Annotated in this window: 20 protein-coding genes; 4 read left to right on the top strand and 16 right to left on the bottom strand. The window is 50.2% G+C overall.

Annotated features, from left to right (window positions below; translation table 11 throughout):
• Positions 1 to 137: 137 nt before the first annotated feature.
• From DXD12_RS02400 to DXD12_RS02390, 3 genes are all read right to left on the bottom strand, one after another.
• Positions 138 to 1,061, bottom strand: a complete 924-nt coding sequence (locus DXD12_RS02400; protein ID WP_118637242.1) for an alpha/beta hydrolase — start codon at positions 1,059 to 1,061, stop codon at positions 138 to 140.
• A gap of 298 nt (positions 1,062 to 1,359) precedes the next feature.
• Positions 1,360 to 4,896: a pyruvate:ferredoxin (flavodoxin) oxidoreductase gene (gene nifJ / locus DXD12_RS02395; RefSeq protein WP_118637240.1), complete on the bottom strand. Its 3,537-nt coding sequence runs from the start codon at positions 4,894 to 4,896 to the stop codon at positions 1,360 to 1,362.
• A 346-nt stretch (positions 4,897 to 5,242) separates the two neighbouring features.
• On the bottom strand, positions 5,243 to 7,045 hold the full coding sequence (locus DXD12_RS02390; protein WP_181357145.1) for a VanW family protein: 1,803 nt from the start codon (positions 7,043 to 7,045) through the stop codon (positions 5,243 to 5,245).
• A 331-nt stretch (positions 7,046 to 7,376) separates the two neighbouring features.
• On the opposite strand from DXD12_RS02390, the gene DXD12_RS02385 reads away from it, so the two are divergent.
• Positions 7,377 to 8,231 carry a PHP domain-containing protein gene (locus tag DXD12_RS02385; protein WP_118637238.1) on the top strand — a complete coding sequence of 285 codons (855 nt, stop codon included), beginning with the start codon at positions 7,377 to 7,379 and terminating at the stop codon, positions 8,229 to 8,231.
• 108 nt (positions 8,232 to 8,339) lie between these two features.
• On the opposite strand, the gene hemC is transcribed toward DXD12_RS02385, so the two are convergent.
• Positions 8,340 to 10,766 (bottom strand): hydroxymethylbilane synthase, encoded by a 2,427-nt coding sequence (hemC, locus tag DXD12_RS02380; protein ID WP_243105330.1) that lies wholly within the window; start codon positions 10,764 to 10,766, stop codon positions 8,340 to 8,342.
• Positions 10,767 to 10,791: 25 nt separating this feature from the next.
• On the bottom strand, positions 10,792 to 11,274 hold the full coding sequence (locus tag DXD12_RS02375) for an NAD(P)-dependent oxidoreductase (RefSeq protein WP_118637236.1): 483 nt from the start codon (positions 11,272 to 11,274) through the stop codon (positions 10,792 to 10,794).
• A 494-nt stretch (positions 11,275 to 11,768) separates the two neighbouring features.
• Here DXD12_RS02375 and DXD12_RS02370 point away from each other — a divergent pair, with 494 nt between their 5' ends.
• Together DXD12_RS02370 and DXD12_RS02365 are read left to right on the top strand one after the other, a co-directional pair.
• Positions 11,769 to 12,026 carry a hypothetical protein gene (locus DXD12_RS02370; protein WP_022359554.1) on the top strand — a complete coding sequence of 86 codons (258 nt, stop codon included), beginning with the start codon at positions 11,769 to 11,771 and terminating at the stop codon, positions 12,024 to 12,026.
• A gap of 185 nt (positions 12,027 to 12,211) precedes the next feature.
• Positions 12,212 to 12,448: a hypothetical protein gene (locus DXD12_RS02365; RefSeq protein WP_022359553.1), complete on the top strand. Its 237-nt coding sequence runs from the start codon at positions 12,212 to 12,214 to the stop codon at positions 12,446 to 12,448.
• 202 nt (positions 12,449 to 12,650) lie between these two features.
• Here DXD12_RS02365 and DXD12_RS02360 read toward each other — a convergent pair whose 3' ends face one another.
• Positions 12,651 to 13,817: an alanyl-tRNA editing protein gene (locus DXD12_RS02360; RefSeq protein WP_118637234.1), complete on the bottom strand. Its 1,167-nt coding sequence runs from the start codon at positions 13,815 to 13,817 to the stop codon at positions 12,651 to 12,653.
• Positions 13,818 to 14,033: 216 nt separating this feature from the next.
• Here DXD12_RS02360 and DXD12_RS02355 point away from each other — a divergent pair, with 216 nt between their 5' ends.
• Complete coding sequence (locus DXD12_RS02355) at positions 14,034 to 14,285, top strand: hypothetical protein (RefSeq protein ID WP_022359551.1); 252 nt, start codon at positions 14,034 to 14,036, stop codon at positions 14,283 to 14,285.
• An 82-nt stretch (positions 14,286 to 14,367) separates the two neighbouring features.
• Here the strand turns inward: DXD12_RS02355 and DXD12_RS02350 are convergent, their stop codons facing one another.
• The 10 genes from DXD12_RS02350 to DXD12_RS02305 all read right to left on the bottom strand — a co-directional run bounded on the left by DXD12_RS02350 (position 14,368) and on the right by DXD12_RS02305 (position 25,376).
• On the bottom strand, positions 14,368 to 15,003 hold the full coding sequence (locus DXD12_RS02350) for a precorrin-8X methylmutase (RefSeq protein WP_118637526.1): 636 nt from the start codon (positions 15,001 to 15,003) through the stop codon (positions 14,368 to 14,370).
• A gap of 16 nt (positions 15,004 to 15,019) precedes the next feature.
• On the bottom strand, positions 15,020 to 16,633 hold the full coding sequence (locus DXD12_RS02345) for a cobyric acid synthase (RefSeq protein WP_118637232.1): 1,614 nt from the start codon (positions 16,631 to 16,633) through the stop codon (positions 15,020 to 15,022).
• A 289-nt stretch (positions 16,634 to 16,922) separates the two neighbouring features.
• Complete coding sequence (locus DXD12_RS02340) at positions 16,923 to 18,110, bottom strand: aminotransferase class I/II-fold pyridoxal phosphate-dependent enzyme (protein WP_118637230.1); 1,188 nt, start codon at positions 18,108 to 18,110, stop codon at positions 16,923 to 16,925.
• Between the two features lie 156 nt (positions 18,111 to 18,266).
• The gene (gene cbiB / locus DXD12_RS02335; RefSeq protein WP_243105329.1) at positions 18,267 to 19,283 is read right to left on the bottom strand and encodes an adenosylcobinamide-phosphate synthase CbiB; all 1,017 of its coding nucleotides are present in this window, start codon (positions 19,281 to 19,283) and stop codon (positions 18,267 to 18,269) included.
• Positions 19,284 to 19,306: 23 nt separating this feature from the next.
• A complete protein-coding gene (locus tag DXD12_RS02330) occupies positions 19,307 to 19,765 on the bottom strand; it encodes a bifunctional adenosylcobinamide kinase/adenosylcobinamide-phosphate guanylyltransferase (protein WP_117795490.1) in 459 nt (152 codons plus the stop codon).
• A 15-nt stretch (positions 19,766 to 19,780) separates the two neighbouring features.
• Complete coding sequence (locus tag DXD12_RS02325) at positions 19,781 to 20,566, bottom strand: adenosylcobinamide-GDP ribazoletransferase (RefSeq protein WP_118637226.1); 786 nt, start codon at positions 20,564 to 20,566, stop codon at positions 19,781 to 19,783.
• A gap of 71 nt (positions 20,567 to 20,637) precedes the next feature.
• A complete protein-coding gene (locus tag DXD12_RS02320) occupies positions 20,638 to 21,279 on the bottom strand; it encodes a bifunctional adenosylcobinamide kinase/adenosylcobinamide-phosphate guanylyltransferase (protein ID WP_118637224.1) in 642 nt (213 codons plus the stop codon).
• Positions 21,280 to 21,366: 87 nt separating this feature from the next.
• Positions 21,367 to 22,509, bottom strand: a complete 1,143-nt coding sequence (cobT, locus tag DXD12_RS02315; RefSeq protein WP_118637222.1) for a nicotinate-nucleotide--dimethylbenzimidazole phosphoribosyltransferase — start codon at positions 22,507 to 22,509, stop codon at positions 21,367 to 21,369.
• A 285-nt stretch (positions 22,510 to 22,794) separates the two neighbouring features.
• Positions 22,795 to 24,171, bottom strand: a complete 1,377-nt coding sequence (locus DXD12_RS02310; RefSeq protein WP_118637220.1) for a TolC family protein — start codon at positions 24,169 to 24,171, stop codon at positions 22,795 to 22,797.
• Positions 24,172 to 24,185: 14 nt separating this feature from the next.
• Positions 24,186 to 25,376, bottom strand: a complete 1,191-nt coding sequence (locus tag DXD12_RS02305; protein WP_118637218.1) for a TolC family protein — start codon at positions 25,374 to 25,376, stop codon at positions 24,186 to 24,188.
• Positions 25,377 to 25,431: the final 55 nt, after the last annotated feature.

Raw genomic sequence — 25,431 nt, 5'->3', positions numbered from 1 at the left:
TCTCCCTGTACCCAATTTAAAACTACCTTTTTACACAGTTTCCAAAACATTCTCAATTATAAAAAAAAGCATATGAACTGTAAAGATTGTTTTTTCATTTGTATATTATTTTTCATTAAGTAAGTTATAAGTATTACTTATAATTTACTTACCCAGTCCACAATATCACCAAATACCTCTTCCCGGTTGATCTCATGAAACAGTTCATGCCTTGCCCCCGGATAAAGTTGCATCGCCACATTGGTACATCCGGTTTCTTGCAGATCTTCCATCGCGCGCCGCACACCGCGTCCGCCTTCTCCGACCGGGTCCTCCTCTCCCGATATCAGCAGAATCGGCAGATTTTTCGGAATTCCATCAAAGCCTCTCTTCCGCTTCAAATCCAGCATGACCTGGAAAAAATCGACGAATGCCCCATCGGTAAATAAAAACTGGCAGTATGGATCCGCCTCGTATTTTTCATCCTCCTCCGTCACGCGCGACAGCCATTGATGTTCCGTTTTTCCTTTTTCAAAATAGCGGTTATAGCTTCCAAGAACCAGCTGGTGTAGCCGCTCATTTCGTCCATTTCTTCCTTCCAGCCACGCTGCCGCTGCCACGACGGTTCCGCCCAGCCACAAAAGTGGTTCCGGCTGGCTTCCGATTCCCATGAAAATTGCGCCGTCCAGCCATTCTCCATAATGCGTGATAAAACGGCGTCCAAAAAACGAACCCATGCTGTGCCCCAGAAGAATATGCGGAATGCCCTGAAACTTGTGTTTCGCAAAACGTGCCACCTGCGCCATCGCACCGTTCACGCGGCGGACACCATTTTTCTCCGCGAACTCGCCCAATTCCCCTGGTTTTGCTGTCCGTCCATGTCCCGGATGATCGTGCCCGATGACCGCAATCCCCGCCCGGTTCATCGCCTGTGCAAATTCTTCGTATCTGCCAATGTGCTCGATCATACCGTGCGCCACCTGAATGACCGCCCACGGTGTTTCCTCCGGCTCCCAGCAAATGCCATGGATTCTGCCGCTCCCATCCTGAAATGGAATATAAAAATCTTTGCCCTGTGCCATCCTGATTTCCCCGCTTTCTAAATGCTATATCGAATTATCTCTTTCAACATTGCCTGAAATATTTTTTATTTTCCTGTTTTATTGAAGCATATAATTTTCAGATCCTTTTCATATACAGGATACCACAAAAACACTCTATTATACGATTTTCCCCCTTAAAAAAAGAATGTGCCTTGTTGTGTAATAGGGAATTCCAAGGAATTTCCTATTACACAACAAAAGCTCCATCTTTCGACGGAGCTTCTGCAGTCATACGTTTTATATATCGTATGTCATATATTCATGAATCAGTGATTCATTAGTTGTTTGTATACAGAGTAACGAGCTTGTTCAGGTACTGGTATCTAGCCTTTGCCTCTTCCTCGTTCTTTGCATCCAGCGCGCCGGCTCTATCCGGATTCTTCAGAGCCAGAGATGCGTAACGAACCTCACCCTTTAAGAATGCCTGGTAGTCACCTGTCGGTGCCTTGCTGTCCAGAGTGAACTTCTTGTCCTCTGCAGCCGGATTGTAACGGAAGTTGTGCCAGTAACCGCACTCTACCGCCAGTTTCTCCTCGGTCTGAGCCTTGTCCATACCTTTCTTGATACCGTGGTTGATACACGGAGCATATGCAATGACTAAGGACGGACCCGGATATGCCTCTGCCTCAGCGATTGCCTTAACAGTCTGAGCATAATCAGCACCCATGGAGATCTGGGCAACGTATACATAGCCGTAACTCATAGCGATGGAAGCAAGATCTTTCTTCTTCACATCTTTACCGCCTGCAGCGAACTGAGCAACCGCACCGGTCGGAGTAGCCTTGGAGGACTGTCCGCCTGTGTTGGAGTAAACCTCAGTATCGTAAACCATGATGTTGATATCCTTACCGGATGCCAGTACGTGGTCTACACCGCCGAAGCCGATATCGTAAGCCCATCCGTCACCACCGAATACCCACTGGGATTTCTTGGAGAGGAAGTCTTTATTCTTAACAATGTCTTTGCAGATATCGCAGTCGATACCTTCCAGAGCTGCTACCAGTTTATCGGTAGCTGCGCCGTTCAGAGCACCGATTCCGAACGTATCGAGCCATTCTTTGCAAGCAGCCTTAACTTCTGCAGAAGCCTGGTCAGCAGCCATAACAGCCTCAACCTTGCCCTTTAAGCCGTCACGGATAGCATTCTGTGCCAGAAGCATACCATAACCGAACTCAGCGTTATCCTCGAACAGGGAGTTATCCCAAGCCGGACCCTTTCCTTCTTTGTTCATGGTGTATGGTGTGGACGGTGAAGAGTTACCCCAGATAGAGGAGCATCCGGTTGCGTTAGCAATGTACATACGATCGCCGAACAGCTGAGTGATCAGTTTTGCGTACGGAGTCTCACCACAACCTGCACAAGCACCGGAGAACTCAAGCAGCGGCTGTTTGAACTGGCTTCCCTTAACGGTGGTCTCTTTATATTTATCAATAACATCCTGTTTGATCGGAAGTGTCTGACCGTAATCAAAGCCCTTCTGAGCTTCTACGTTCTTCTCAAGGCTTACCATGGTAAGAGCTTTCTCACCCTTCTTGCCCGGGCAAACGTTAGCACAGGAACCACATCCGGTACAATCCAGTGCGGAGACGGTCATAACGAACTTGTACTCCGGCATACCGGTTAACGGCAGAGTCTTTGTTCCTTCCGGAGCTGCTGCTGCCTCAGCCTCTGTCATAGCGATCGGACGGATAGCTGCGTGCGGGCAGACATAAGAACAGAAGTTACACTGGATACAGTTATCCGGATTCCATACCGGTACGTTAACTGCGATACCACGTTTCTCGTAAGCTGCAGAACCGGACGGAGTTGTACCATCTACATAATCGGTGAATGCAGATACCGGCAGATTGTTGCCTTCCTGAGCATTAACAGCAGCTTGAACGGTATTTACAAACTTAACAACGTCAGCTCTTCCCTCTGTTGCGTGAGTCATATCAAGACCCTCGTCAACGCCGCTCTTCCAGCTTTCCGGAACCTGAACCTCTACAACGTGCTGAGCACCTGCATCGATAGCAGCCCAGTTCTTCATAACAACGTCTTCACCCTTACGACCGTAGGTTGCCTTTGCAGCAGCCTTCATCAGTTCGATCGCTCTCTCCTCCGGAATAATATTTGCCAACTTGAAGAATGCGGACTGAAGGATGGTATTGATACGGGTCGGACCCATACCGGTCTCGATACCCAGTTTAACACCGTCGATGGTGTAGAATTTAATCTTGTGGTCAGCGATGAACTTCTTAACCTGTCCCGGTAAGTGCTGCTCCAGCTCTTCCATGTTCCACGGGCAGTTTAACAGGAATGTACCGCCGTCAACCAGTTCCTGAACCATGTTGTACTTACGGATGTAAGCCGGGTTGTGACAGGCAACGAAGTTTGCCTTGTGGATCAGGTAGGTGGATTTGATCGGTTTATGACCGAAACGAAGGTGGGACATTGTAACACCACCAGATTTCTTGGAGTCATAATCGAAGTAAGCCTGTGCGTACATATCGGTATTATCGCCGATGATCTTGATAGAGTTCTTGTTTGCACCTACAGTACCGTCGGCACCAAGACCCCAGAACTTACAGTTTACAGTTCCTTCCGGAGTGGTAACAAGCGGTGCGCCAAGCTCCAGGGAAAGGTTGGTAACATCATCTACGATACCGATGGTGAACTGCTTCTTGGTTGTGTTCTCATATACAGCTACGATCTGAGCCGGTGTGGTATCCTTGGAACCAAGTCCGTAACGACCTGTGAAGATCGGAGTCTGATCGAATTTTGTACCCTTTAATGCTGCTACTACATCAAGGTAAAGCGGCTCGCCAAGGGAACCTGGCTCTTTGGTGCGGTCTAATACGGAAATCTGCTTAACTGTATCCGGAATAGCGTCTACCAGTGCACTGGCTACGAACGGACGGTACAGGCGAACCTTTACAACGCCGACTTTCTTTCCAGCTGCTACGAGGTAATCGATCGTCTCCTCGATGGTATCGTTGACAGAACCCATTGCGATGATAACATGCTCTGCATCCGGAGCGCCATAGTAGTTGAACAGCTTGTAGTCTGTGCCAATCTTCTCATTGACCTTGTCCATGTATTCCTGAACAATCGCCGGAAGTGCATCGTAGTACGGGTTGCAAGCCTCTCTTACCTGGAAGAAGATATCCGGGTTCTGAGCAGAACCGCGCTGACACGGGTGGTTCGGGTTCAGTGCATTCTTACGGAATGCATCGATTGCATCCATATCTGCCATATCTTTCAGATCTTCATAATCCCAGGTCTCGATCTTCTGAATCTCATGGGATGTACGGAAACCATCAAAGAAGTTAATGAACGGAATCTTGCCCTTGATGGATGCCAGATGTGCAACCGGGGTTAAATCCATAACTTCCTGTACGCTGGATTCACACAGCATCGCGCAGCCTGTCTGACGGCACGCATAAATATCAGAATGGTCACCAAAGATGGATAACGCATGGCTGGCCAGTGCACGAGCAGAAACATTAAATACGCCCGGAAGCTGCTCACCTGCAATCTTGTATAAGTTCGGGATCATCAGAAGCAGACCCTGGGAAGCGGTGTACGTGGTTGTCAGCGCACCTGCTGCCAGAGATCCGTGTACTGCACCTGCTGCACCTGCCTCAGACTGCATCTCTGTAATCTGAACTGTGTGGCCGAAAATATTGGTTCTTCCGTCTGTTGCCCATTCATCGGTAGCCTCAGCCATCGGAGAAGAAGGGGTAATCGGATAGATAGCTGCCACGTCGGTGTATGCGTAAGAAGCATGCGCTGCTGCGTGGTTTCCATCCATGGTTTTCATCTTTCTTGCCATAATGAATATTCCTCCTATTGATAGTGAATGTATTCAGTAATAAATCTCCCCAAATAGATTGTCCTGGAAATTTACCTGATAATATTATAACAAATTCTCGTCAAAATGCAAATAAATTTGATTTATATCCGGTATTATTTTTCGAACAATTACAAAAAAGCTGTCTACTGTTTTTTCAGATAGTCGATAAAACCATAAAATATGAAAAAAAGCGCCGCCAGATGAAGAAAGACTCTCCATCCAGCGGTGCTTTTCATTCAAATGCCGCTTGAATGCCCTTTTATCATTCATTTTTGCAATCTATCTTACAGCACTTTCTATATTTCATCTTAGTTTTGCCTTGATTTTAATTGCTTCCAGGTCCATTTGCTTCCACAACCGGGTTCGTTTCCTCTGGCTCTGGAGTTGTCTCCTGTGGTCCTTCGTTGGATGCCGCCGCTGTCGTGGTCGGAGCTTTTGTCTCGCCGTCAGGGCTGGACGGTGCCGCTGTGGTTGTCTCATGTGCCGCTGTGCTCTCATTAGCTGCATTTGTCTCAGCTGCGGTGCTCTCTGCTGCCGCCGTTGTCTCCGTTGCGTTGGTCGCTACAGTAGCGGAACTGTTACGTTTGATTTGCGCTGCCTTTCCACGATAGCTGCTATTGTGAAAAAATTCACGACTCACTTCTTTATCATTCTCATAGGTAACCAGATCCGTGGACCAGCGGCTGCCCGGAGTCGCTGCCTTTGTCTGCACTTCCTGACCCGGCTGCAGGGAACCATCCTCGGTATAAACCGCAGACGGCGGATCAATCTCGCCTGTCTTCTCAGAAGACATACGAATCTTGACACCCTCTTTCAGAATCGGAACTCCATACAGTGCGATCGTCAGTTTTCGATCCGATGCGCTGAAGCTTGCCTTGATAGCCAGCGGATATTCCGAGTTGTTGACGAACTTGAAGTCCGGTCCGCCGTAGCTGACTGCCGCATCCTCGCCCGGTGTAACGTAGGACGGCTCGTAGCTGTGTGCGTGGCGCTCCGTACTTTTAAGCCCCGCAAATACAACCGCGTTATATAAGGTCGAAGATACCTGGCAGACGCCGCCGCCTGGCTCCTGGACAACCTCGCCATTTAAGTATGCGGTTGCCGGCTTGTAGCCTTTTTCTTCGGTTCTCGCACCGGTCGTATTGTTAAAGGAAAATTCCTGTCCTGGTTTGACAATCGTTCCGTTTAACGCTGCGACCGCCAGACGGATATTCTCGTTTCGGTTGCTGTTGGAGGTCGTCGTGGTTGTGTAGGTGGACATTGTCTTGTACTTATCCTGTACCGACGAATCCGCTGCGACTTCCTTCGTCTCTGCGGTCAGAACGGCATCAAACTCTTTCTTGTCAATCGCATCGACCATCGCCTGTGCCAGCTTGTCCTGATCGATGACAAGTCCCTTGGTGCCCTCGCTGAACTCAAACTTGCCCGTTTCCTTATTGTAACCGGAGATACCGCCGCTCTTGGCTGCCATGTTCCAGTTTCCGGCAATCAGTGCTGCCTCTGCCTTGGCATCCTCGATCATATTTTCCGTGTTGACTTCATATGTCTCACCCGGTTTCAGATCACTTGCATAGATCTCCTCGAGAAGCTGATCAACTTTATCCGCCATCAGATTGGTGACGTCGGCCTCTTTGTCCTCGTATTTGACCTTCATCTTCCAGTCAAATGAATCAAGGATCGCCTTGCGCGCCTCCTCCTGCGTCATTCCGTAAATATTGACGCCGTTGACGGTCACCGCTCCATCTGCCACGGTACTCTCCTGTACGGCATCCGATTCGGTCGCCCCGCCTGCCGCGCTGCCCCCACCGCACCCGCGGGAGGCAATCGCCGCTATCAGGATAACCGCCAGGACACCGATCACGATCAAAAGGATCTGTGTAATATCCAGACGGTTTCTTCTCTTCTTTTTATAACGCCCGGAAGTATGCCCACTCCGACCGGCTGCCGCCCGGTTCATCGCAGTATCCCGGCGTCCCGTGCTTGTGTGCGCAGCTGTACTTTTTGTATGGCTGGATGTTCCGGACGACGAACGATGCCCGGTACTGCTGTACGAACTCAGCGTTCCGCCCTCCAATCCTCTATGTTCAAAATTCCTTCCTCCTGAAGAATTTCTGTTGTACTCACTCATTTTCCATCACCTGTCCGTCTTTTCCATGAAATTTTATTATATGTGTTTATTTGAAAATATCCCTGCTACAGTATAGCACAATTCCAGGAAAAGAAAATAACATTATTCTTAAATTAACTTATAAATTTTTTTGATCCCCACAACCTTTTCCTGGTACAAATTTCCACAGCCGCTCTGTTTTTTGTATAACGCTTCTTCTTTCAAATATATCTGATGTAAACAATCATTTTTGTTCCCGTTTACACACTGGCAAACTGCAGCGGGTATCTGCCGCATACTTGACTTTTCCATCTAATGCGGGTAGTCTTACAGCAGAAGGAGGTCTGCATCTATGCAGTTAATTGATTTACACGTTCATTCTACTGCTTCGGACGGCACACTCACGCCCACCGAAGTGACAAAGCTGGCGCTCCAATGCGGTCTGACCGCCTATGCGCTGACGGATCATGATACAGTTGACGGCGTTGCGGAAGCCATGCAGGCAGCCGAGAACACCTCCCTGACTGTCATTCCCGGTGCCGAATTTTCCAGTCCTTATGAAGGAAAAGAAATCCATATTCTGGGGCTCTATCTGAACCCGCACTGCCCGGAACTTTTATCTGCACTGCGGCAGGTCCGCGAGATCCGCAACCGGCGCAATGAAGAGCTTCTCGCTTTATTTCACGCAGATGGATTTCCCATTAAATATGAAGATTTAATTCACGGAAATGAACACACTGTCATCACCCGTGCCCATTTTGCACGCGCACTGCTTGAAAAAGGCTGTGTCACTTCGGTCAGCCAGGCATTTGATAAATACCTCGGGGACGGCAAAAAATATTACCGCCCGAAGCAGATGATTGAGCCGGAGGAAGCGATCCGCCTGATCCGTGTAGCTGGCGGTTTACCAGCGCTCGCACATCCTCTCCAGTATAAACTTGGCTGGAAAAAGACCGAGCAGCTTCTCTCCTATTTAAAAGAAGCCGGAATGATGGGCATCGAGGTTTATTATTCCTCACACTCTCAATCCGACAGTCTTCATTTACGTGAAATAGCTTCCCGTCTCGGTCTGGTCTCCACCGGCGGTTCCGATTTTCACGGTGCCAACAAACCAGATATCCATCTTGGAAGCGGCTACGGCGGTCTGCGGGTTTCTGCACTGCTGCTGGACAACATAAAAGCCCGGTTACAGCAGAAAAACAGCTAAAATGCTGATTTACCCGCTCACGCTTCTATCGGTTCCGTATGTTCAGGCATTTACAATCTATATAAAAACTTCTTCATGAACCTGCTGAACAGACGTCTGTTTATATGTTTACATATGATAGAGCGCCTGCTCAATCCCTTCTTCCGAGACGGACTCCGCCAGTACAGCTTTCATTCCCGCCGCGCTGGCGGTTTTTTCTGTCTTTTCTCCGATACAGACGGCTGTAAATCCGTTCAATGTCTCCTTATCCGGCTGTAAAATATCCAGGAATCCCTGTACCGTCGATCCGCTCGTAAACGTGGCCGCATCGATCGCGCCCTCTTTTAGGAGTTCACGGATGCGCTCTGCAAGCGGCGATTCCTCCGGCGTGATCGTATCGTAAAGTGTCACATCCATATAGGATATTCCGGCAGCTTCAAATGCCTGCGTCAGTTCCGGCGAACCATGTCTGGCGCGCAGGATGCATACGCGTTCGTTCTGCTTCACCTGTTTTGCCAGCCCTTTTCCGAGATCTGCCGCATAAAAGCGCTCCGGAATATAATCTGGGTAAATGCCGTGTTCCCGGCAGACGGACGCGGTTCCCTCACCGATCACAGCAAAACGCAGATGGGAGAGGCTCCTGAAATCTTTCTGCATCCAATTCAAAAGCTCAAAGAAATATTGTGCCCCTGCCGGACTTGTGAGCACCAGCCAGTGATACGATTCCAGATTCCGAACCAGTTCATACAGTTTTTCTTTATCCGCTGTGCCAGCATCCGCTTTTTCTGATTTTTTCCAGACCGGTTTTAACTCAATCGTCGGAAATTCCAGCACCTCCGCTCCGGCATCGCGCAGATGTTCCGCCAGCTTCTGGCTGCGCTCCTTCGGGCGGGTAATCACGATCCGTTTTCCTGCCAACGGCTTTTCTTCTCTCCATGCACACGTATCAGCAAGCGCACAGACCTCCCCGATCACAAGGATGGCAGGCGCCTTGACGCCCTGACGCACACCCTCTTCCGGAAGTGTCTGCAGGGTTGCGCGGATCATTCTCTGGGACGCAAGGGTTCCGTTCATCAGAAATGCCGCCGGCGTCTCCGGTTTCATTCCCGCATTCAGAAGCCCCTCACAGATCCTCGGCGCATTCGCAACACTCATCAGAAAAATTAAGGTGCCGCCGACCCGAGCAAGTGCCTCAAAATCCAGAGCCGGCATGCCCTCCATACGATGTCCGGTAATCACATGAAACGATCCCGCCAATCCGCGGTGCGTCACCGGGATGCCAAAATATGCCGGAACTGCCAGGCTGGAGCTGATACCTGGAACCACCTCAAACGGGATCTGATGTTTCTTTAAAAATTCAGCTTCTTCGCCGCCGCGTCCAAAGACGAACGGATCCCCGCCCTTGAGGCGCACGATCGTTCCGCCCTTTTTCGCTTCCTCTAATAAAATTTCTAAGATTTCTTCCTGCTTCTTCGAATGGCGTCCACTCCGTTTACCAACGTCAATTTTCCGCGTATGCTCCGGAATCCAGCCCAGTACCGCGTCGCCTGCCAAAGCGTCGTAGACGACGGCATCCGCCTGCTCCAGAAGTTCTCTGCCGCGCAGGGTAAAAAGCCCTGCATCGCCAGGGCCCGAGCCGATAAGGTAGACTTTCCCCAGCGGAGACAGTGCAGGCTTTCCCGATAACTGTTCCGCCAATTTTCTTCCAAGCTCCGCTGCTTTCTCTGCATCGCCCTCAATGGAACCAATACGGACTTCTCCCGTTTCTTCCTTATAATAAAGACCACGTAGCTTGATTTTTCCATTTTCAAGCACCGCCGAAGCTGCCGTCGGCGACGAACATCCGCCTCCAAGCGTGGCGACAAAGCCCTGTTCTGCCCTGGTTAAAACCGCAGACTCCTCAGAGTGAACCATTTTCACAAAAGGGATCTCCCGGTCACGCCGTCCCTGGATTGCCAGAATGCCCTGTCCTGCTGACGGGATCATTTCCTCCACAGAAAAATAACGGCTGATGCGATCTGCAAATCCCAGACGAATCAGCCCCGCCGCTGCCAGAATCAGCGCATCATATCCGCTAGAATCGAGCTTTCGCAAACGCGTGTTCAGGTTGCCTCGGATCCCCTTAAATTCTGCATCCGGGAATAATCTCTGCCCCTGTAGGACGCGGCGGCGGCTGGAAGTTCCGATTACCGGGTGTGCCGGAAGCTCGGATAAGCCTTCACGCAGAACCAGCACATCGCGGCAATCTTCGCGCTCTAAAAGCGCCAGCACCGGCAGCTCCTCCGGCGGACAGAGCGGCATATCTTTTAAGGAATGAACTGTCAGCTCGCACCGCCCTTCATAAAGCGCCTGATCCAGCTCTTTTACAAACAATCCCCTGCCGCCAACCGCATCAAGTGGACGGTCAAGCACCTTGTCTCCCGTCGTTTTCATCGTGATCAATTCAAATCCTGTCTCCGGACAGACATTCTGCATCGCTGCGATCGCCATCTTTGACTGAACAACTGCCAGCGCACTGTCGCGGCTGCCTACGCGGATCCTATTTTTATCTGTCAATTTTTAATCTCCTCTATAAAATATATTAAGTATCTTCTACCTCTGCCTCCGCCAGCACGCGGCGTACTTCTTTTGCCACACGATGCGTCAATCCCGGATCCGCTCCGCCAGAAATCAATCCGGCTGTCAGTTCTCTGCCCTGGGCGATCGCCGGGAAATAAAACTCTGACTGACTTTTATCGGAAGCCATATTAAACCAGACGGAATGGTTCGACGCATCCTCCTTGATCCGTGCATCCGCCCCCGTCTGCCCGGTCGCTGCCAGCGCCATAAAAAATTTTTTTTCCTGCCAGATCGTATCACGAACTTCCTCATAGGTTTGTTCAATCAGACGGATTTTCCGTGAATCCGCCAGCTTCCGTATCTCTTCCGAAGTGTTCGGTGCAATCACCGTGATCGCTGCGCCAAATTTTTCCAGCACGCCGACCCGCCTCGATGCCACACTTCCAGCTCCCACAACCAGCACCTGCCGATCTGTCATATCTATAAAAATCGGAAAATAGGACATTTCTCTTCTCCCACTATTTTCGTTTGGTAACTGTTCAGTGCCTTCACAGTCACGCGCAATAAATCCGCAGACCTACTGAACAGTTACTTCGTTTGTTTCTATGCCACCGGAATTGAGTTCATCTCTTCAAAACCGTATTTCCGTATTATTATAAGGTTTCACGTTTTATAAATCAAGCATGAGGCAGACCTATTTTTCATTTTAGAACCTCTTTTGTTTCTGTTCACGGGTAGGCACTTTTGGAACCGAAAGTGCCGTAAGAAAACGTGGTGGCAGCAGGAATTTGCCGTATTTAAATGCGAAGCCACGGCAAATTCCGTTACTTTTTACGTATGCGTGTACAGTAACCCTCTTTTATTAATACCCGTATACGTAAAAAGTAATCCTTGTTTTGTCTTGCCAGAACGGTGCAGATTTTGTATACTTATAACACATTTAAATTCAATACAATGAGTATAAAAAGATTGACTAATACCAATAAAGGAGTTACAACGATGGAAGAATTTTACAAAGCAATCGAAGACAAGATCAAAGCTTCCGGCTATCCGGGCGAGGTAAACGGTGAGGATATCTACAACGACATCTGCGATCAGATGGAGGAAAAAGAAAATGGAACCTACCTGTTTCTCTCCAAAAAAGACAATGGCGTCGTATTTGAATACAAGGTAGACATTCTGGATGAGTCCTTCAATCTCTCCTATGTTCATATTACCGCAAATAACGACACGTTTCATATTGATTTTGACAATTAATAGACAATCTTTTCTTGGACATCCCTGTATTTTTGACATACAGGGATATTTTTTTAAGGATTTTTTTGGAAAATGTGAGCATTGCGCCCTTTATAGAGGTCTGTTATAATTATCATTGTTAAAAGATTGACGAAATTATAAACTGCACACAGGGTTGTGTGCCAATCCATGAAGGAGGGCTAACTATGAAAATCCAGAACATTTCCGATGTAAACACATTTTTTAAAGTAATTGATTCCTGCAAAGGAACCGTCGAGCTGGTTTCCCCGGAGGGCGACCGCATCAACCTGAAATCCAAGCTGTCCCAGTATCTGTCGATGGCAAATATTTTTTCCAATGGCTATATCAAAGAGCTGGAGCTGGTCGCTTATGAGAAAGAGGACTTAGACCGACTGATTAAATTTATGTATCAGGGAGAGTAAGCTCTCTTCTGAGGTGTACACGGTATGTACGTTGCCGTTGTATAAAAAAATGTTTGAATGATGCGATAGAAACTGTATAAAAAAGCTTTCTGGCTGCATGGCAGATTGGCTCTGCTGCACAGAAAGCTTTTTTCCGTTTTATGAATCTAAGTCAAACCGTTTCTCATACTTCACGCAGTAAACACGCAAACCTTCTAAACAGCTACGCTTCTATCCGCTCCAGCTCTTGAAAGACTTTTTCAATTTCTTCCCGCGACGCCCGGAATGTTCCCTGCACCATCTGGGTGCTCCCGCCGCCGCGTCCCTGCAGACGGGCGTTTAATTCTTTTCCGAATGCACGCATATCACGGCCGAGGCTTCCGGCTGTGTAGTTATAACCTGACGCATCATCGCCAGAGCACACCAGCACGGTCTCTCCTTTTTCCTGTTCCAATAGCAGATTTGCAAACTGACGCACCAGAACTGGCGTCATGCCCTGCTCAAATACAGTCAGCGCTTTCTGCCCCTGCGGATAGACGTCTGCCTGCATGGTGAGAATGCGCTGCCAGAGGCGGTTGATCTCACCGTCCTTGCGCCCGCTCTCCTCTTTCAGATGGCTGACCGCCTCCGCCGCCTTCTCCGGTTTTGCGGAAAGCAGGTTAGAGATCGTCTGCATCTGCTCCGTCTTCGCCTCAAAATTCTCCAGCGCACGGTCACCACAGAGCATGGAGAAACGCACGCCGCCCTTGTAATTCATCAGGGAAAGCACCTTGATCACGCCGATCTCTCCCGTGTAATCCACGTGTGTGCCGCAGCAGGCACAGATATCCGCCCCCGGAATCTCTACAATGCGGACCTGACCGGTCAGCTCTTTCTTGCTGCGGTAATCGATCGTTTTCAATTCCTCCTCACCCGGATATGTCACCTGTACCGGAAGATTCGCCCAGACAACCGCATTTGCCTTCTTCTCGATTTCCTTTAACTGTTCCCAGTTAAGCGGACCATTCAGATCGACCGTCACTTCATCGTGTCCCATATGAAATCCGACATTATCATATCCGTATGCGGCATGAATCAGCCCCGATATGATATGTTCTCCCGTATGTTGCTGCATGTTGGAAAAACGCTGTTCCCAGTCGATGGCCGCGTGAACGGTGCTTCCCACCTCCAGCGGAGCGTCCGTCTCATGAACAACCACGCCATGTTTCTCCTCCACATGTGTCACGTGCACTTCCCCGATCCGTCCGGTGTCCGACGGCTGTCCGCCGCCCTCCGGGTAAAATCCGGTCTGGGAAAGTTCCACCTCAAATCCGTGCTTTGCCGGACGGCAGGCGGTGACGATGGCATCAAATTCTTTTACATACGGTGTCTGATAATATAACGGTTCCATTTTCATTCCTCTTTTCATTTCGTTGTACAATGTTCTGTGACAAATCGTTATGGATAAACATCCATGTCGATCCGCCCGGTTATCTCGGTTATCTCGATTATTTCAACAAAAAATTTATAGTAAAATATTTCCGTCCTAATTTTCCTGATTTATGGAAACTGTGGCAAGCTGCCCCTCATATGATGAAGTGTATAGAAAATCTCGGAGGACATAACCATGAGTGATTTAGCGGCTACCAACTGCGGTTGCGGATGTGATAACAACGGAGGAAGCTGCGGCTGTAATTGTGGCTGTGGATGCGGCGGTTTCGGCAACAACAACTGTCTCTTCCTGATTCTGATTCTGCTGTGCTGCGGCGGATGTGGCGGCGGATGCTTTGACCACGGATGCGGCGGCAACAACTGCGACTGCCTGATCTGGATCCTGCTTCTGTGCTGCTGCTGTGGCGGCGGTGGCTTTGGCTGCTGATAAACATCCGACCATATCCAGCATATCTTTTGAGAATGCATCCATGTACATTTTAATACCGCAGATTTAACACCATCACATCTTATTTGCGCGTCAACTGATAAATCAATGCATTGCAGATCGCGGCGGCTACATTGCTGCCGCCTTTTCTGCCTCTTGCCACAATATAAGGAGTGTCCGGCAGGGATATAATCAATTCCTTGGACGGCACGACATTGACAAAGCCGACCGGCACGCCGATGATGAGCTTCGGGTGTATTTTTCCCTCCTGAATCAACTCGTACAGACGCACCAGCGCGGTCGGTGCATTCCCAACTGCAAAAATACAGTCTTTTCCCATTTCTGCCGCCTTATCCATGCTGGCAACCGCACGGGTGGTCCCGGACGCTGCCGCTTTCTTCGCGACATCCTCGTCCGCCATAAAACAGTAGACCTCACCGCCCAGCGACGCAAGCGCGCGCTTGTTGATGCCGGATTTTCCCATATTCGTATCAGTCACGATGCACGCCCCATTTTTCAGGGCTTCCAACGCCTTATCGACTGCGCCCGGTGAAAATACAAGCGAATCTGCGTACTCAAAGTCAGCTGTCGTGTGAATCACGCGTTTCACAATTGGTGCTTCTTTCTCCGGAAATGTCCGTTCCCCCAGCTCCTCGGTGATAATCTCAAAACTTTTCGCCTCGATCTCCGACGGCAATACCTGACTGAGTTCTTTCATTTTTTCATCCATCTATCTACACTCCCTTTTCCAGAATCCGGTAAATTGCTTCCATATCCAAGTACTTCCGCATCGTGTCTGCCAGCCGGTTGTACTGCTCTTCCCGGTATTTCTCATAATCAAACGATAATCCGCCGACTTCCGGCTCCATTCCTTTTTCTTTCATCAGCGCACAGACAATCGTCTCCGCCACCTCTGCCTTGTCAAAAATGCCGTGGACGTAAGTGCCGTAGAGATTGTCCCGGCAGCAGCCATCCTGTTTTTCAGTGTGGTTTCCCGCCTGTTCTTCCCTAAGTTTCAATAAACTATGATTTACGGCTTTTTCCTGCTCCTTGATCACGTTCTTAACAATATCACCGCCGACAGATGATGTCTCTCCCATATGTATTTCATATCCTTCCGCCTCCATCCCCGAAAGCCCGGAAAAGATACCGCTGACCGTCCCGAAACATCCCTTGACCTGCGTCCTGGTCTTTTCTTCCTGAAACTGTGTCTGTAACGGCAGAAGTCCCATACCGGAGATCGTACGCCCAGGCACACCCGCCTCGGTTCCTTCCTGATCTGACAGCGTCTGTCCCATCATCTGATAGCCGCCGCAGATGCCCCAGATCGGCGTTCCTCCGGCTGCTTTCTTTAAAACTGCCGCTTCCAGACCATTCTGCCGCATCCAGAGCAGATCCTCGATCGTATTCTTCGTTCCCGGAAGAACAATCAGATCCGGTCGTCCCAGCTCAGACAGGCGGCTCACATAACGCACCGAAACGCCGGGGATCGGGTCAAAGACGTTCAAGTCAGTGAAATTGGATAAACGCGGAAAGCGGATGGCTGCAATGTCGATCCATGCCTCTACATGTTTTTCAGATGACTCGTTTTCCTGTTTAAGGGTATTATTCCGCCCTGTGGATGAAAGGCGGCTGCTTAAGCTATCCTCGTCCTCGATATCCACATCCATGTACGGAACGACGCCGACCACCGGAATCTTGCATAATTTCTCGATCATCTCAACACCTGGATCCAGGATCGTCTTATCGCCGCGGAATTTGTTGATGATAAGCCCCTTTACCATCGCCTGTTCATCCGGTTCCAGAAGCGCTACCGTTCCATAGAGCTGTGCAAACACACCGCCCCGGTCGATGTCCCCGGCAAGCAGCACCGGCGCACCCGCCATGCGCGCCATTCCCATGTTCACGATATCATCCGATTTTAAGTTGATCTCCGCCGGGCTGCCGGCGCCCTCGATCACGATGATATCGTACTGTTCGGACAAGTGCTGAAACGCTTTCTTGATTTCCGGGATTAGCTGCTTTTTATACTTGAAATATTCCTTCGCGGGCATTGTGCCGATCGGGACACCGCGCACGATCACCTGAGAACCGACATCGCTGGATGGCTTTAAGAGAATCGGATTCATGTCCACCGATGGCTCACAGCCCGCCGCCTGCGCCTGCACTACCTGTGCGCGTCCCATTTCCAATCCCTCGCTGGTAATATAGGAGTTCAGCGCCATATTCTGCGATTTAAACGGCGCCACGCGGTAGCCGTCCTGCTTGAAAATCCGGCAGAGTCCCGCCGCCAGCAGGCTTTTTCCCGCATTGGACATCGTTCCCTGTATCATGATTGCTTTTGCCACGGTGAAATCCTCCTTATTTTTGAGTGTCTTACTAAATAATGGTTGCTCAGAGCTACTTAATTCGAAGCTATTTTGTGCTTAACCGAAACTATTTTTCTGCCATTTGTCCTTTCAAATGACAGAGGCTATTTTATGGGTTCGTGTAACTGTTCAGTACCTTCACAGTCACGCGCAAAAATCCATTAAAAATTGCCTACGGCAATGGGATTTTTGCCTGCTGGCCCATGTTTTCGTACGGTCAGCGCAGTAAATGCGCAGACCTACTGAACAGTTACGGGTTCGTTTTATATTACAAATTCACATTGTGTTTTTCTTCAGATTGTACCTCTTTCAAAATATTTATCAACCTTTCATTTTCTCCCCGGTTCCGCACCGCCACCCGGTAATAATGACGGTTCAGCCCTTCAAAATTCTCACAGGCGCGAATCAAAATGCCATGCTCTAAACATCCCTGTTTGTAATCGCGCGAATCCTCATCCGGCGAACGAAACAACAGATAATTTGTCTGGGACGGATAAACGATAAATCCCAGTTCTTCCAGTTTTTCCGCCAGCCGCGGACGTTCCGCCTGCAAAAATTTAACCGTCCATTCCAGCAAGTTTCCTTCTGAATGATCCGCCAGTTCCGCAAATGCCGCCACCCCGCCCGCCTGCGCTGGAGCCGAGACACTCCACGGCTGGCGGAACTTCTCGAGACATTCCCGGAGTCCGGCGTTAGGAATGATTCCATAACCCAGGCGCAGGCCTGCCATTGAGCAGATTTTTGTCAGGGCATTTAAGAGGATAACGTGATCTCCAACACCATTTAACAAATTTCCAACAAACGAACCTTCTCTCCGTGTATCCAAAAACCACTGAAAACACTCGTCCAGCATAAGCCAGGTATGTGTTTCCCGGCAGACCTCCGCCAACCTTTCCAGCTCGGTGGCTGAAATAGCGCGCCCTGTCGGGTTATTGGGATTTCCGAGAATCAAAATTTTTTCCCAGACGTTTTCACGTTTAGAGGATAAAGTTGGGACCGAATCTATCTTCGATGCATACCCGGAGCCATCGAAAAGCATGGCATACAATTCTTCCCTCGCACTCTCCAGGGAAAATCCATTTTCTTCCTTTAAATGAAGCCACCGGATCTCGCAGCCGCACATCCGAAGCGCCTGCTCATACTCCGAAAATCCCGGTGCCAGCAAAATCGCCTGTTTGGGCCGAATCGCTGAGACAACTGCATATAAAATATCCGAAGCACCATTTCCAAACACGAGCCAGTCCTCCGGAATCGGCGTGCCATCTGTCTCATAAAAAGCAGCCGCTGCACGCCGCAGCTTCCGGCATAAAGCATCCGGATATTGTTCCCAAGCAGCCGCCGATGCCATCACAGCATCACGGACAGCCTGCGGCATTCCAAGACGATTTGTATTGACTGAAAAATCTAACTCTACGGCTGCATCACCGTAAATATCGCCGCCGTGCGTGTATGGCATAGATGCTTCCTCCCTGTTGTTCCCTCTTTTTTGTGTATTCTTTATCTGGTTACTCTTTCCTTCGTTCGTTCTGTTTTTGATATTTTTATCTGTTTGATTGTTTCATTATTTGGATTTTTTTCCTTTTTTATATTCTTCTTTGTTAAAATCCCCTTATCAAAACAAAATCACGGCCCGCATCACCAGTGCCAGAAGTCCCATGATTCCCGCCGCTCCATACATCAGGCGGTTGACACGGCGGATGTCCTGCGGTTCAATCGGGTGTATCTCATCACCGATATATGGCTTCGGAACTAACTTGCCGAAATACCAGGCATCGCCCGCCAGTCGCAAGCCCAGCGCGCCGGCGCATGCCGACTCGGTCTGCGCGGAATTGGGGCTTTTGTGGTTCCGGCGATCACGCCGCCAAATACGGTAAGCATTCTTTCCGTCATATCGTAAAAGGTATGCAGATACTATCAATAAAAGCGCTGCCAGACGCGACGGAATCAGGTTTACCAGATCGTCCAGCTTTGCTGCCGCGCGTCCAAAATGCAGATATTTGTCATTTTTATATCCGACCATCGAATCCATCGTGTTGACTGCCTTGTACAGCCAGCCAAGAAGCGGACCTCCGATCGCCAGATAAAACAAAGGCGCAATCACTCCATCCGACGCATTTTCCGCTACCGTCTCAACTGCCGCCCGTGCGATCCCCGCCTCTGAAAGAGGTTTCGTATCGCGCCCGACAATCATCGACACTGCATAGCGGGCTCCCTCGGTATCTCCCGCCTCCAGCTTCCGGCAGACCGCCATGCTCTCATCCCGCAGGGAGCGCGCCGCCAGCAGATAGTAAGTCATGACCGCCTCGACTACTGTCTGAATCCAGATGCCGCCCAGATGGGAAATCCAGAGGATTGCGCCTGCCACACTGCCTGTCACAAGCAGCACCAGACACACAAAAAGAACGCCCGCGCGGCGTTCCCCCCGTTCCGTTGCATGCTTTTTTCCAGCTGGACGCAAATATTTTTCCAGCCACACAATCAGATTTCCGATCGCCCGGACCGGATGCGGCATCGAATGCGGATCACCCAGGCACAGATCCAGAAGATAACCTGCCAGAATCGCAGCTAAGTGATATCCGACCATTCTACCTTCTATCATTCCTGTCAATACTTTACTGATTGCTGTCATTTTGTCTACTCCCAACTATTCTTTTATTTGATCCGCATTCCCAGACCGCAGATAACCCGGTGCACTTCCTCCGAATATGCGGCGATCCGCTGGCAAATGCGCCCGTCTGTCTCCCGGTAATCGCGCTCAAATGCTTCCATCGGCACAATGCCGCAGCCGATTTCATCCGCCGTCACGAATGCATCCGGATTTTCCTGCATCAGGCGTTCTGCAAACACGTATGGATCGCGCCCGGCTTCCATCTCACGCCTCACAAACAGTTCAAAATGCGTGATCAGATCCGCCTGCATGATCGTCTGTTTGTCCGTTTCTAATCTCCCATCCGCGATGCGTGCCGTAACTCTACACGCTTCTGGATTTTTCGATCGATTCAGAACGGTGGATAAGTCTTTTGTTTTCCTCCGTTCCAAAGTACGTTTTTCCCACAATTTCATCGCATACGCTGTCTTTCCTTGTTCCCTGCCGCCAATTATAAAAATCATTCTGCTTTTCCTCGCTTAAAAATTCAAAAACCGCAGGCACGTACCTGCCAGCCGCATCGCCGCCAGCACCAGCACCACATTCCGCTCGCAGCTCTGCAGAAAATGCCCTGCCAGATCGCCGTTGATGCCGCCAAATTCCCGCATGGAAAAACGATAATAACAAACGAAAGTCGCAAGTACTGTTAAGGCTGCCAGAGCGCCGCGCAGATGTCCCCAGTAAATCATCCAGCTGATCGCCAACACTGCTAAAACTGCCATACTCACGCGAACAACCTTTGTCTCGGCACTTCTGGAAAATTCAGCGGCAAGCCCGTCCTTTTTCGCCTTTGGAAATGCCACCACCGAATAGCCGCTGCAGGCGCGTTCCAGCATAAGCGCCCCCGGCAGCAGCCACACATCTGCTCCCACAAGCTCAGAAACTGCCCCCGCATAGAGAAGCAGGTACAGCCCCAGACCGATGATCGCAAACGCCCCCGTATGTGGATCTTTTAAAATCGCCAGCTTTTTTTCCCGCTCGCCGTAGGAATGGCGCGCATCCGTCACATCGAGATACCCGTCCATATGGATTCCACCGGTAATCAATAGTGGAACTGCCGTCAACAGGCAGGTCTGGAACAGAACTCCAGCACCCAAAATTTCACAGAGCGCAAACGTGGCTATCTCTACCGCCCCGATCACCGCCCCGATCAGCGGAAAAAAACAAAGCGCATAGCGCATCCGCTCTTCCGTCCAGTCCATGCGCGGCATCGGAATGCGTGAATACATGGAAAATGCAATGACAAAACTTCCTATCAGATTCAATCTTCGATCCCCCTGACTCTATTCTGGCAACCATAACTTTAGCAGGCATTCCGCTCTGTTCCACTCACTGACTACCCTACATCTTTTGTCCTTTCATCGGCTGCAAAAACAGGTGTTGACACCGCAATCGGAATTCCATACACCACTTCCGTCACCGAATCCGCCATCTGTCCCAGTTCCCGGTTGATCCGTCCCAGAAGCTCTATGTACCGCTCCGATTCCAGATCATACGTCACACCGTCCGAAAAGATCTCATTCGTTACAATGATAAGGTCATGGCACTGGTTTTGCAAGCGTTTTATTCCTTGCAGAATCCGCTCTTGCGCACCATTTTCCTGAGCATAAAATTCATTGAGGACAAGATTGGACATACATTCAAGGAGAAGCACTGGTTTTTGTGCCACTCGGCAGGACTCCCAGCGCTTCAAACTATCGTTTTCCTGTTCAGCGTCCACACCAGCCGAATTGGACTCTTCGAATCTCTCCTCTAATTCTAATGTTTCTAACCCCGTATACCGCTCAATCGTCTCAAACCCTTTTGCCGCGCGCATCCGCCGATGGCGCTCCACCCGTTTTCTGCCTTCATCATCCCAAATCCGCATCGTCGCCAGATACCAGAGTGTCCCACCGTTCCTGTTCCGGCACTGCACGGCAGTCTGTTCGGCATATTCGGACTTACCGCTGCCACTGCCGCCTGTAACTATATATAACATCGTTCATTTATCCTCTTTTTCACCGAATTGCAGCAGTTTCCATGCTTTAAAAACATACGCAAAAAATGTTTTAATCCGTATATCTCATCACACCAGCGGCTTATATTCCTCTATTTCCATCTCCGCAAACGTATCCATATCCCGGTAAATGGACAGCGCCATATCCAGCAGTGGAAACAGCGCCAGCGCCCCTGTACCTTCTCCGAGTCGAAGTCCCGCCTGGATAGCCGGAGTTACTCCTATCAAATCAAGCAGCCAGATAGACGCCGGTTCCGCCGATACATGGGCTGCCAGCATATAATCCGTCGCTGCCGATGCAATTCTTCCAGCAGCTGCCGCCGCAGCTGCCGCGATAACCCCGTCAATCACAACCGGAACATGATAGATGGCACCGCCCAAAAAAGCACCTGCCATCGCCGCCAGATCGAATCCGCCTACCTTTTGCAATACCTCCATGCCATCCATGGGATCCGGGTGATGCAGTCCGATTCCACGCCGGATTGCCTCCGTTTTCCGTTTCAATCCAGCCGAATCTAAACCCGCCCCAGCTCCAGTGACAAGTTCTGGATCCTTTTGCAGCAGAACCGATGCGACCGCACTGCTGGTCGTCGTATTGCCGATCCCCATTTCACCCACTGCAGACAAGCGGTACCCCTGCTCCTTCAGCACACGCACCGCATCGATTCCCGTCAAAATGGCTGTCAACACCTCCTGGCGCGTCATCGCTGCTGCTTTTGTAAAATTGGAAGTTCCACGGCGGATTTTCCGTTCCGTTAGGGGATGAAGTTCTCCCCGATGTTCTACCTCACAGGCAATTCCCATATCGATCGGAAACACATCTGTCTCTGCCTTTTCTGCCATCAGGCAGGAACAGCTCCTCCCGCGTGTCATATTCGAAACAACTGCCGCCGTAACCTCCTGCCCGGTCTGTGATACTCCTTCTTCGACTACCCCATTATCTGCGCAAAAAATTAAAAGTGCACGCTTGGAGAAGTCTGGCACTTCCTCCCCCTGCGCTGCCGCCGCCCGCACAATATCTTCCTCCAGGACTCCCAGACTGCCAAGCGGTTTTGCCACATGCCCCCAATGCTTTTCTGCCTGCTCCCGGATTGTCTTGTCCGCTGGTACAATCTGTTTCTTAAGCTGGTCAAACCGTATTTCCAGCTCTTTTTCCGAAAAATGCCGAAAATCTTCCAGAGATTCCAATGTCTTCATATTCTCCTGCTGCATCTATATGTTCCTCCCGTTTTCGTTTCCGGCCTTTTCCATGGGTCCGTGAACGGGCGTACCCTTTCAGTCTATCGTTTACCGGTTCAAAATTCCGCCTATGATTGTACCATTGACCGGAACAATACGCAAATACAAATTTGTTCTCACACCGAAAGTACGAAAACAGTAACAAAACGACACCCCCATCCGGGCAGTGCCGTTTTTTTCAAACCCATCTTATAAAATTCTATTCCACATATCCATACAAAAAATTATACAATCTCAGGAAGCGCAATCACACTCTTCTCACGCAACCCCTTTCAACATCCACTCATACGCATCATACGCCGTCCGCAGGGAAATCTCGGCAGTCTCTAGTTCTGCTTTTTTCTGCAGATAAGACGCCTCACCCTGTAAATACGTTGCTTTATTAATCGCACCGGACTGATACTTAATCTGGGTGGCGCCGTATGTTTTTTCGGCAGACTGGTAGGCTGCCTGCGCCGCGTCGCGTTCTAGGCTTAATGCCGCTATCTCAGCGTACTGCTCATCCGCTGAGGCGCTTGCGGCGCTCTCGGCTTCCTTGATCTGCTGGTGGCGCAGCTTGCGCGCCGCATCTCCAGTTGCGGAGGATCGTCTGGCTGATTTGACACTGGAACTTGCAACGACAGCTGCCGCGCGGTCCGCATCCAGATTCATAGAAGCCAGTTCCGTTGCCGATACGGCTGGAATTTCCCCCAGCGTAATAGAAGTTCCGCTCTTTCCAAGTAAAATGGCAAGCTGGCGCAGCGCCTTATTTGCCTGATCGGTCGTGGATTGTAATGCTGTCTGGGCGCTTAACAGGTTTTTCTGAGCCTGCAGCAGATCCGTCTCCGTGCAAAGCCCCGCTGCCAGTTCCCGCTCTTTGCGATCTGCCTGCGCCTGATAGTTCTCTGCCGTCTTGGCAGCCGCCTCCACCTCGTCCTGAAGCTGCCGGCAGGTGCCCCACTGCATCTGTGCGGTCTTTACGACCTGCCAGACCGTCCGGTTTCTGGACGCACGGCTTGACGCCGAATTTAAGGAAGTGAGCGACTTTTTATACTGCTTCGCTGCCATCGACAGCGTTTGTGCATTTCGCTCATAGGTGCCGATCAGTGCCTCATCTCCGCCCGCATCTTCGAGCTCATCTGCTTTATAGTTCATATCCCGGGCACCGGAAATCATCGCATCGTAGGCTTCCTGGTAGACGGCAAGGCTGTCCTGATAACTGTAATCGGCGCTGACAGCCGTTCCATTGCCGCGCCGCACCAGCGCCTCCAGTTCCCCGTACTCTATCACAGAATCCGCGAGCTGTTCCTCCGTATAGGAGCCGGACTGGCTGGCGATCGTGTTGTCTGCGCTGTTTTCGGTTATGGTGCCATCTTCCAGCGCCGGACCATCTGCCTCGCTGTCTGAATCACTTTCTGTGCCGGAAATCAAAGGGGTTTTCGCCGCCTGCGCCGGGTTCGATACAAGAATACAAGCCGCCAGGGCAATTCCGATCGAACGACCCAATCTGCTTTTTCCGATTCGTTTCACATTATGACCGTCCAGATGCACATCCAAAGCACTTGCACCGCTTCGGTCTCTTTCTTGCCCCTTGCGCATCTTTTGCTCTGTCCCAGCTTCCGCGTTCATCCATTTTCCTTTCAGATTTCGCATCATCCGCCCACCCCTTTCTACTGCGTGGACGCCAGGCCGTCCACCGCCCACTGGTAAGCGAACTGCGCCTGGAGAAGCGACATCGTTGCCGTCTCTTTTGCCACGGATGCCGATTCATAGGAATAGGTTGCGCTCTGGTATGCGTTCTGGCTGATAAGTCCGGCTGCCAGCTTGCGGTCGTTGGTCTGTTTCGTCTTTTCTTCTAATTCAAGGCTGCGTTTTGCCTGTTCATACTGTGCCTCAGACAACTTCAGATTCTGATAAACCGACTGGACATTCGACTTGACTGCCTCCTTCCCGCTGGTCAGAGTTGTCTGGTACTGCTCTTTAAGGGTGCTTGTCATCGCATTGTTGACCTGACGTGCCAGAATCTTTAACTGATAATTATTTTCCTGTGCTTTCGCAATGTCCTCTTCGAGGTTGACCAATGCACTCATCTGTTCCTGCGGGTCCGGTAATGCACAGATTTCTACTGATGCGCCATATTTCCATCCAAGCATCTGGCACAGGGATTCCTTCGTCGATGCAATATTGCTTTCTGCCGTGGTGACAGAGGCCTGCGCCTTTAAAAGAGTCTCCTTGGCATCCAGCACATCCGTCTGGGTCGCGCTTCCGGATGAAAGCTTTAAGTTTGCCGTCTCATAGTCTTTTTCTGCCTTGGACACCTGGTTCTGCACACTCTTTAAGTTTTCCTGGGCATTCCAGTACTGGATCATCAGGTTCTGCGCCTGCTGTACCAACGATTTCTCGGTCTGCGTATACCCCCACGCCTTAACATTCGCATCATCGACGTTATTATCGCCCTGCTCGCGCATCTGAGTCGCGGAAGCCTCGCTTCTCTGTTCTGCTGCCAGTGCGGAACCATAATTCGCATCATCTGAATCCGGGTACTCGATACTGCTCTCGATCTCATCTGCCGCGTCATAATATTCCTGCGCGATCTCATTGCTGTCTTTGCCTTGATAATCCTTGTACTCGATCCGGTTCTTCTCCACTGTGCTGTTGTACTCATGGATCCGATCAGCAATCTCGTCAAATTCGAGCTTATCATCCTGCAGCGAAGCCCATTTTTCTGTGGAATATGCAAATTGCGGGCTGGCTGCCAATACCTGGACCGGCGCACCTGCCGCCAGAAAAAGCCCCAGTGAGCAGGCTACTGCACCGGCCGCCATCCGATGCTTCAGACATATTTTTTTATTTCGATTCATGTATGTCACTCCATTCCGATATATCTGATTTTAACAATTATCCTATTCTGTTTCC

Source organism: Clostridium sp. TF11-13AC, from assembly GCF_003481065.1.
Taxonomy (GTDB): domain Bacteria; phylum Bacillota; class Clostridia; order Lachnospirales; family Lachnospiraceae; genus Otoolea; species Otoolea fessa.
The sequence above is the reverse complement of the archived record's forward strand: the minus strand, read 5'-3'. Positions and strand labels throughout refer to the sequence as shown.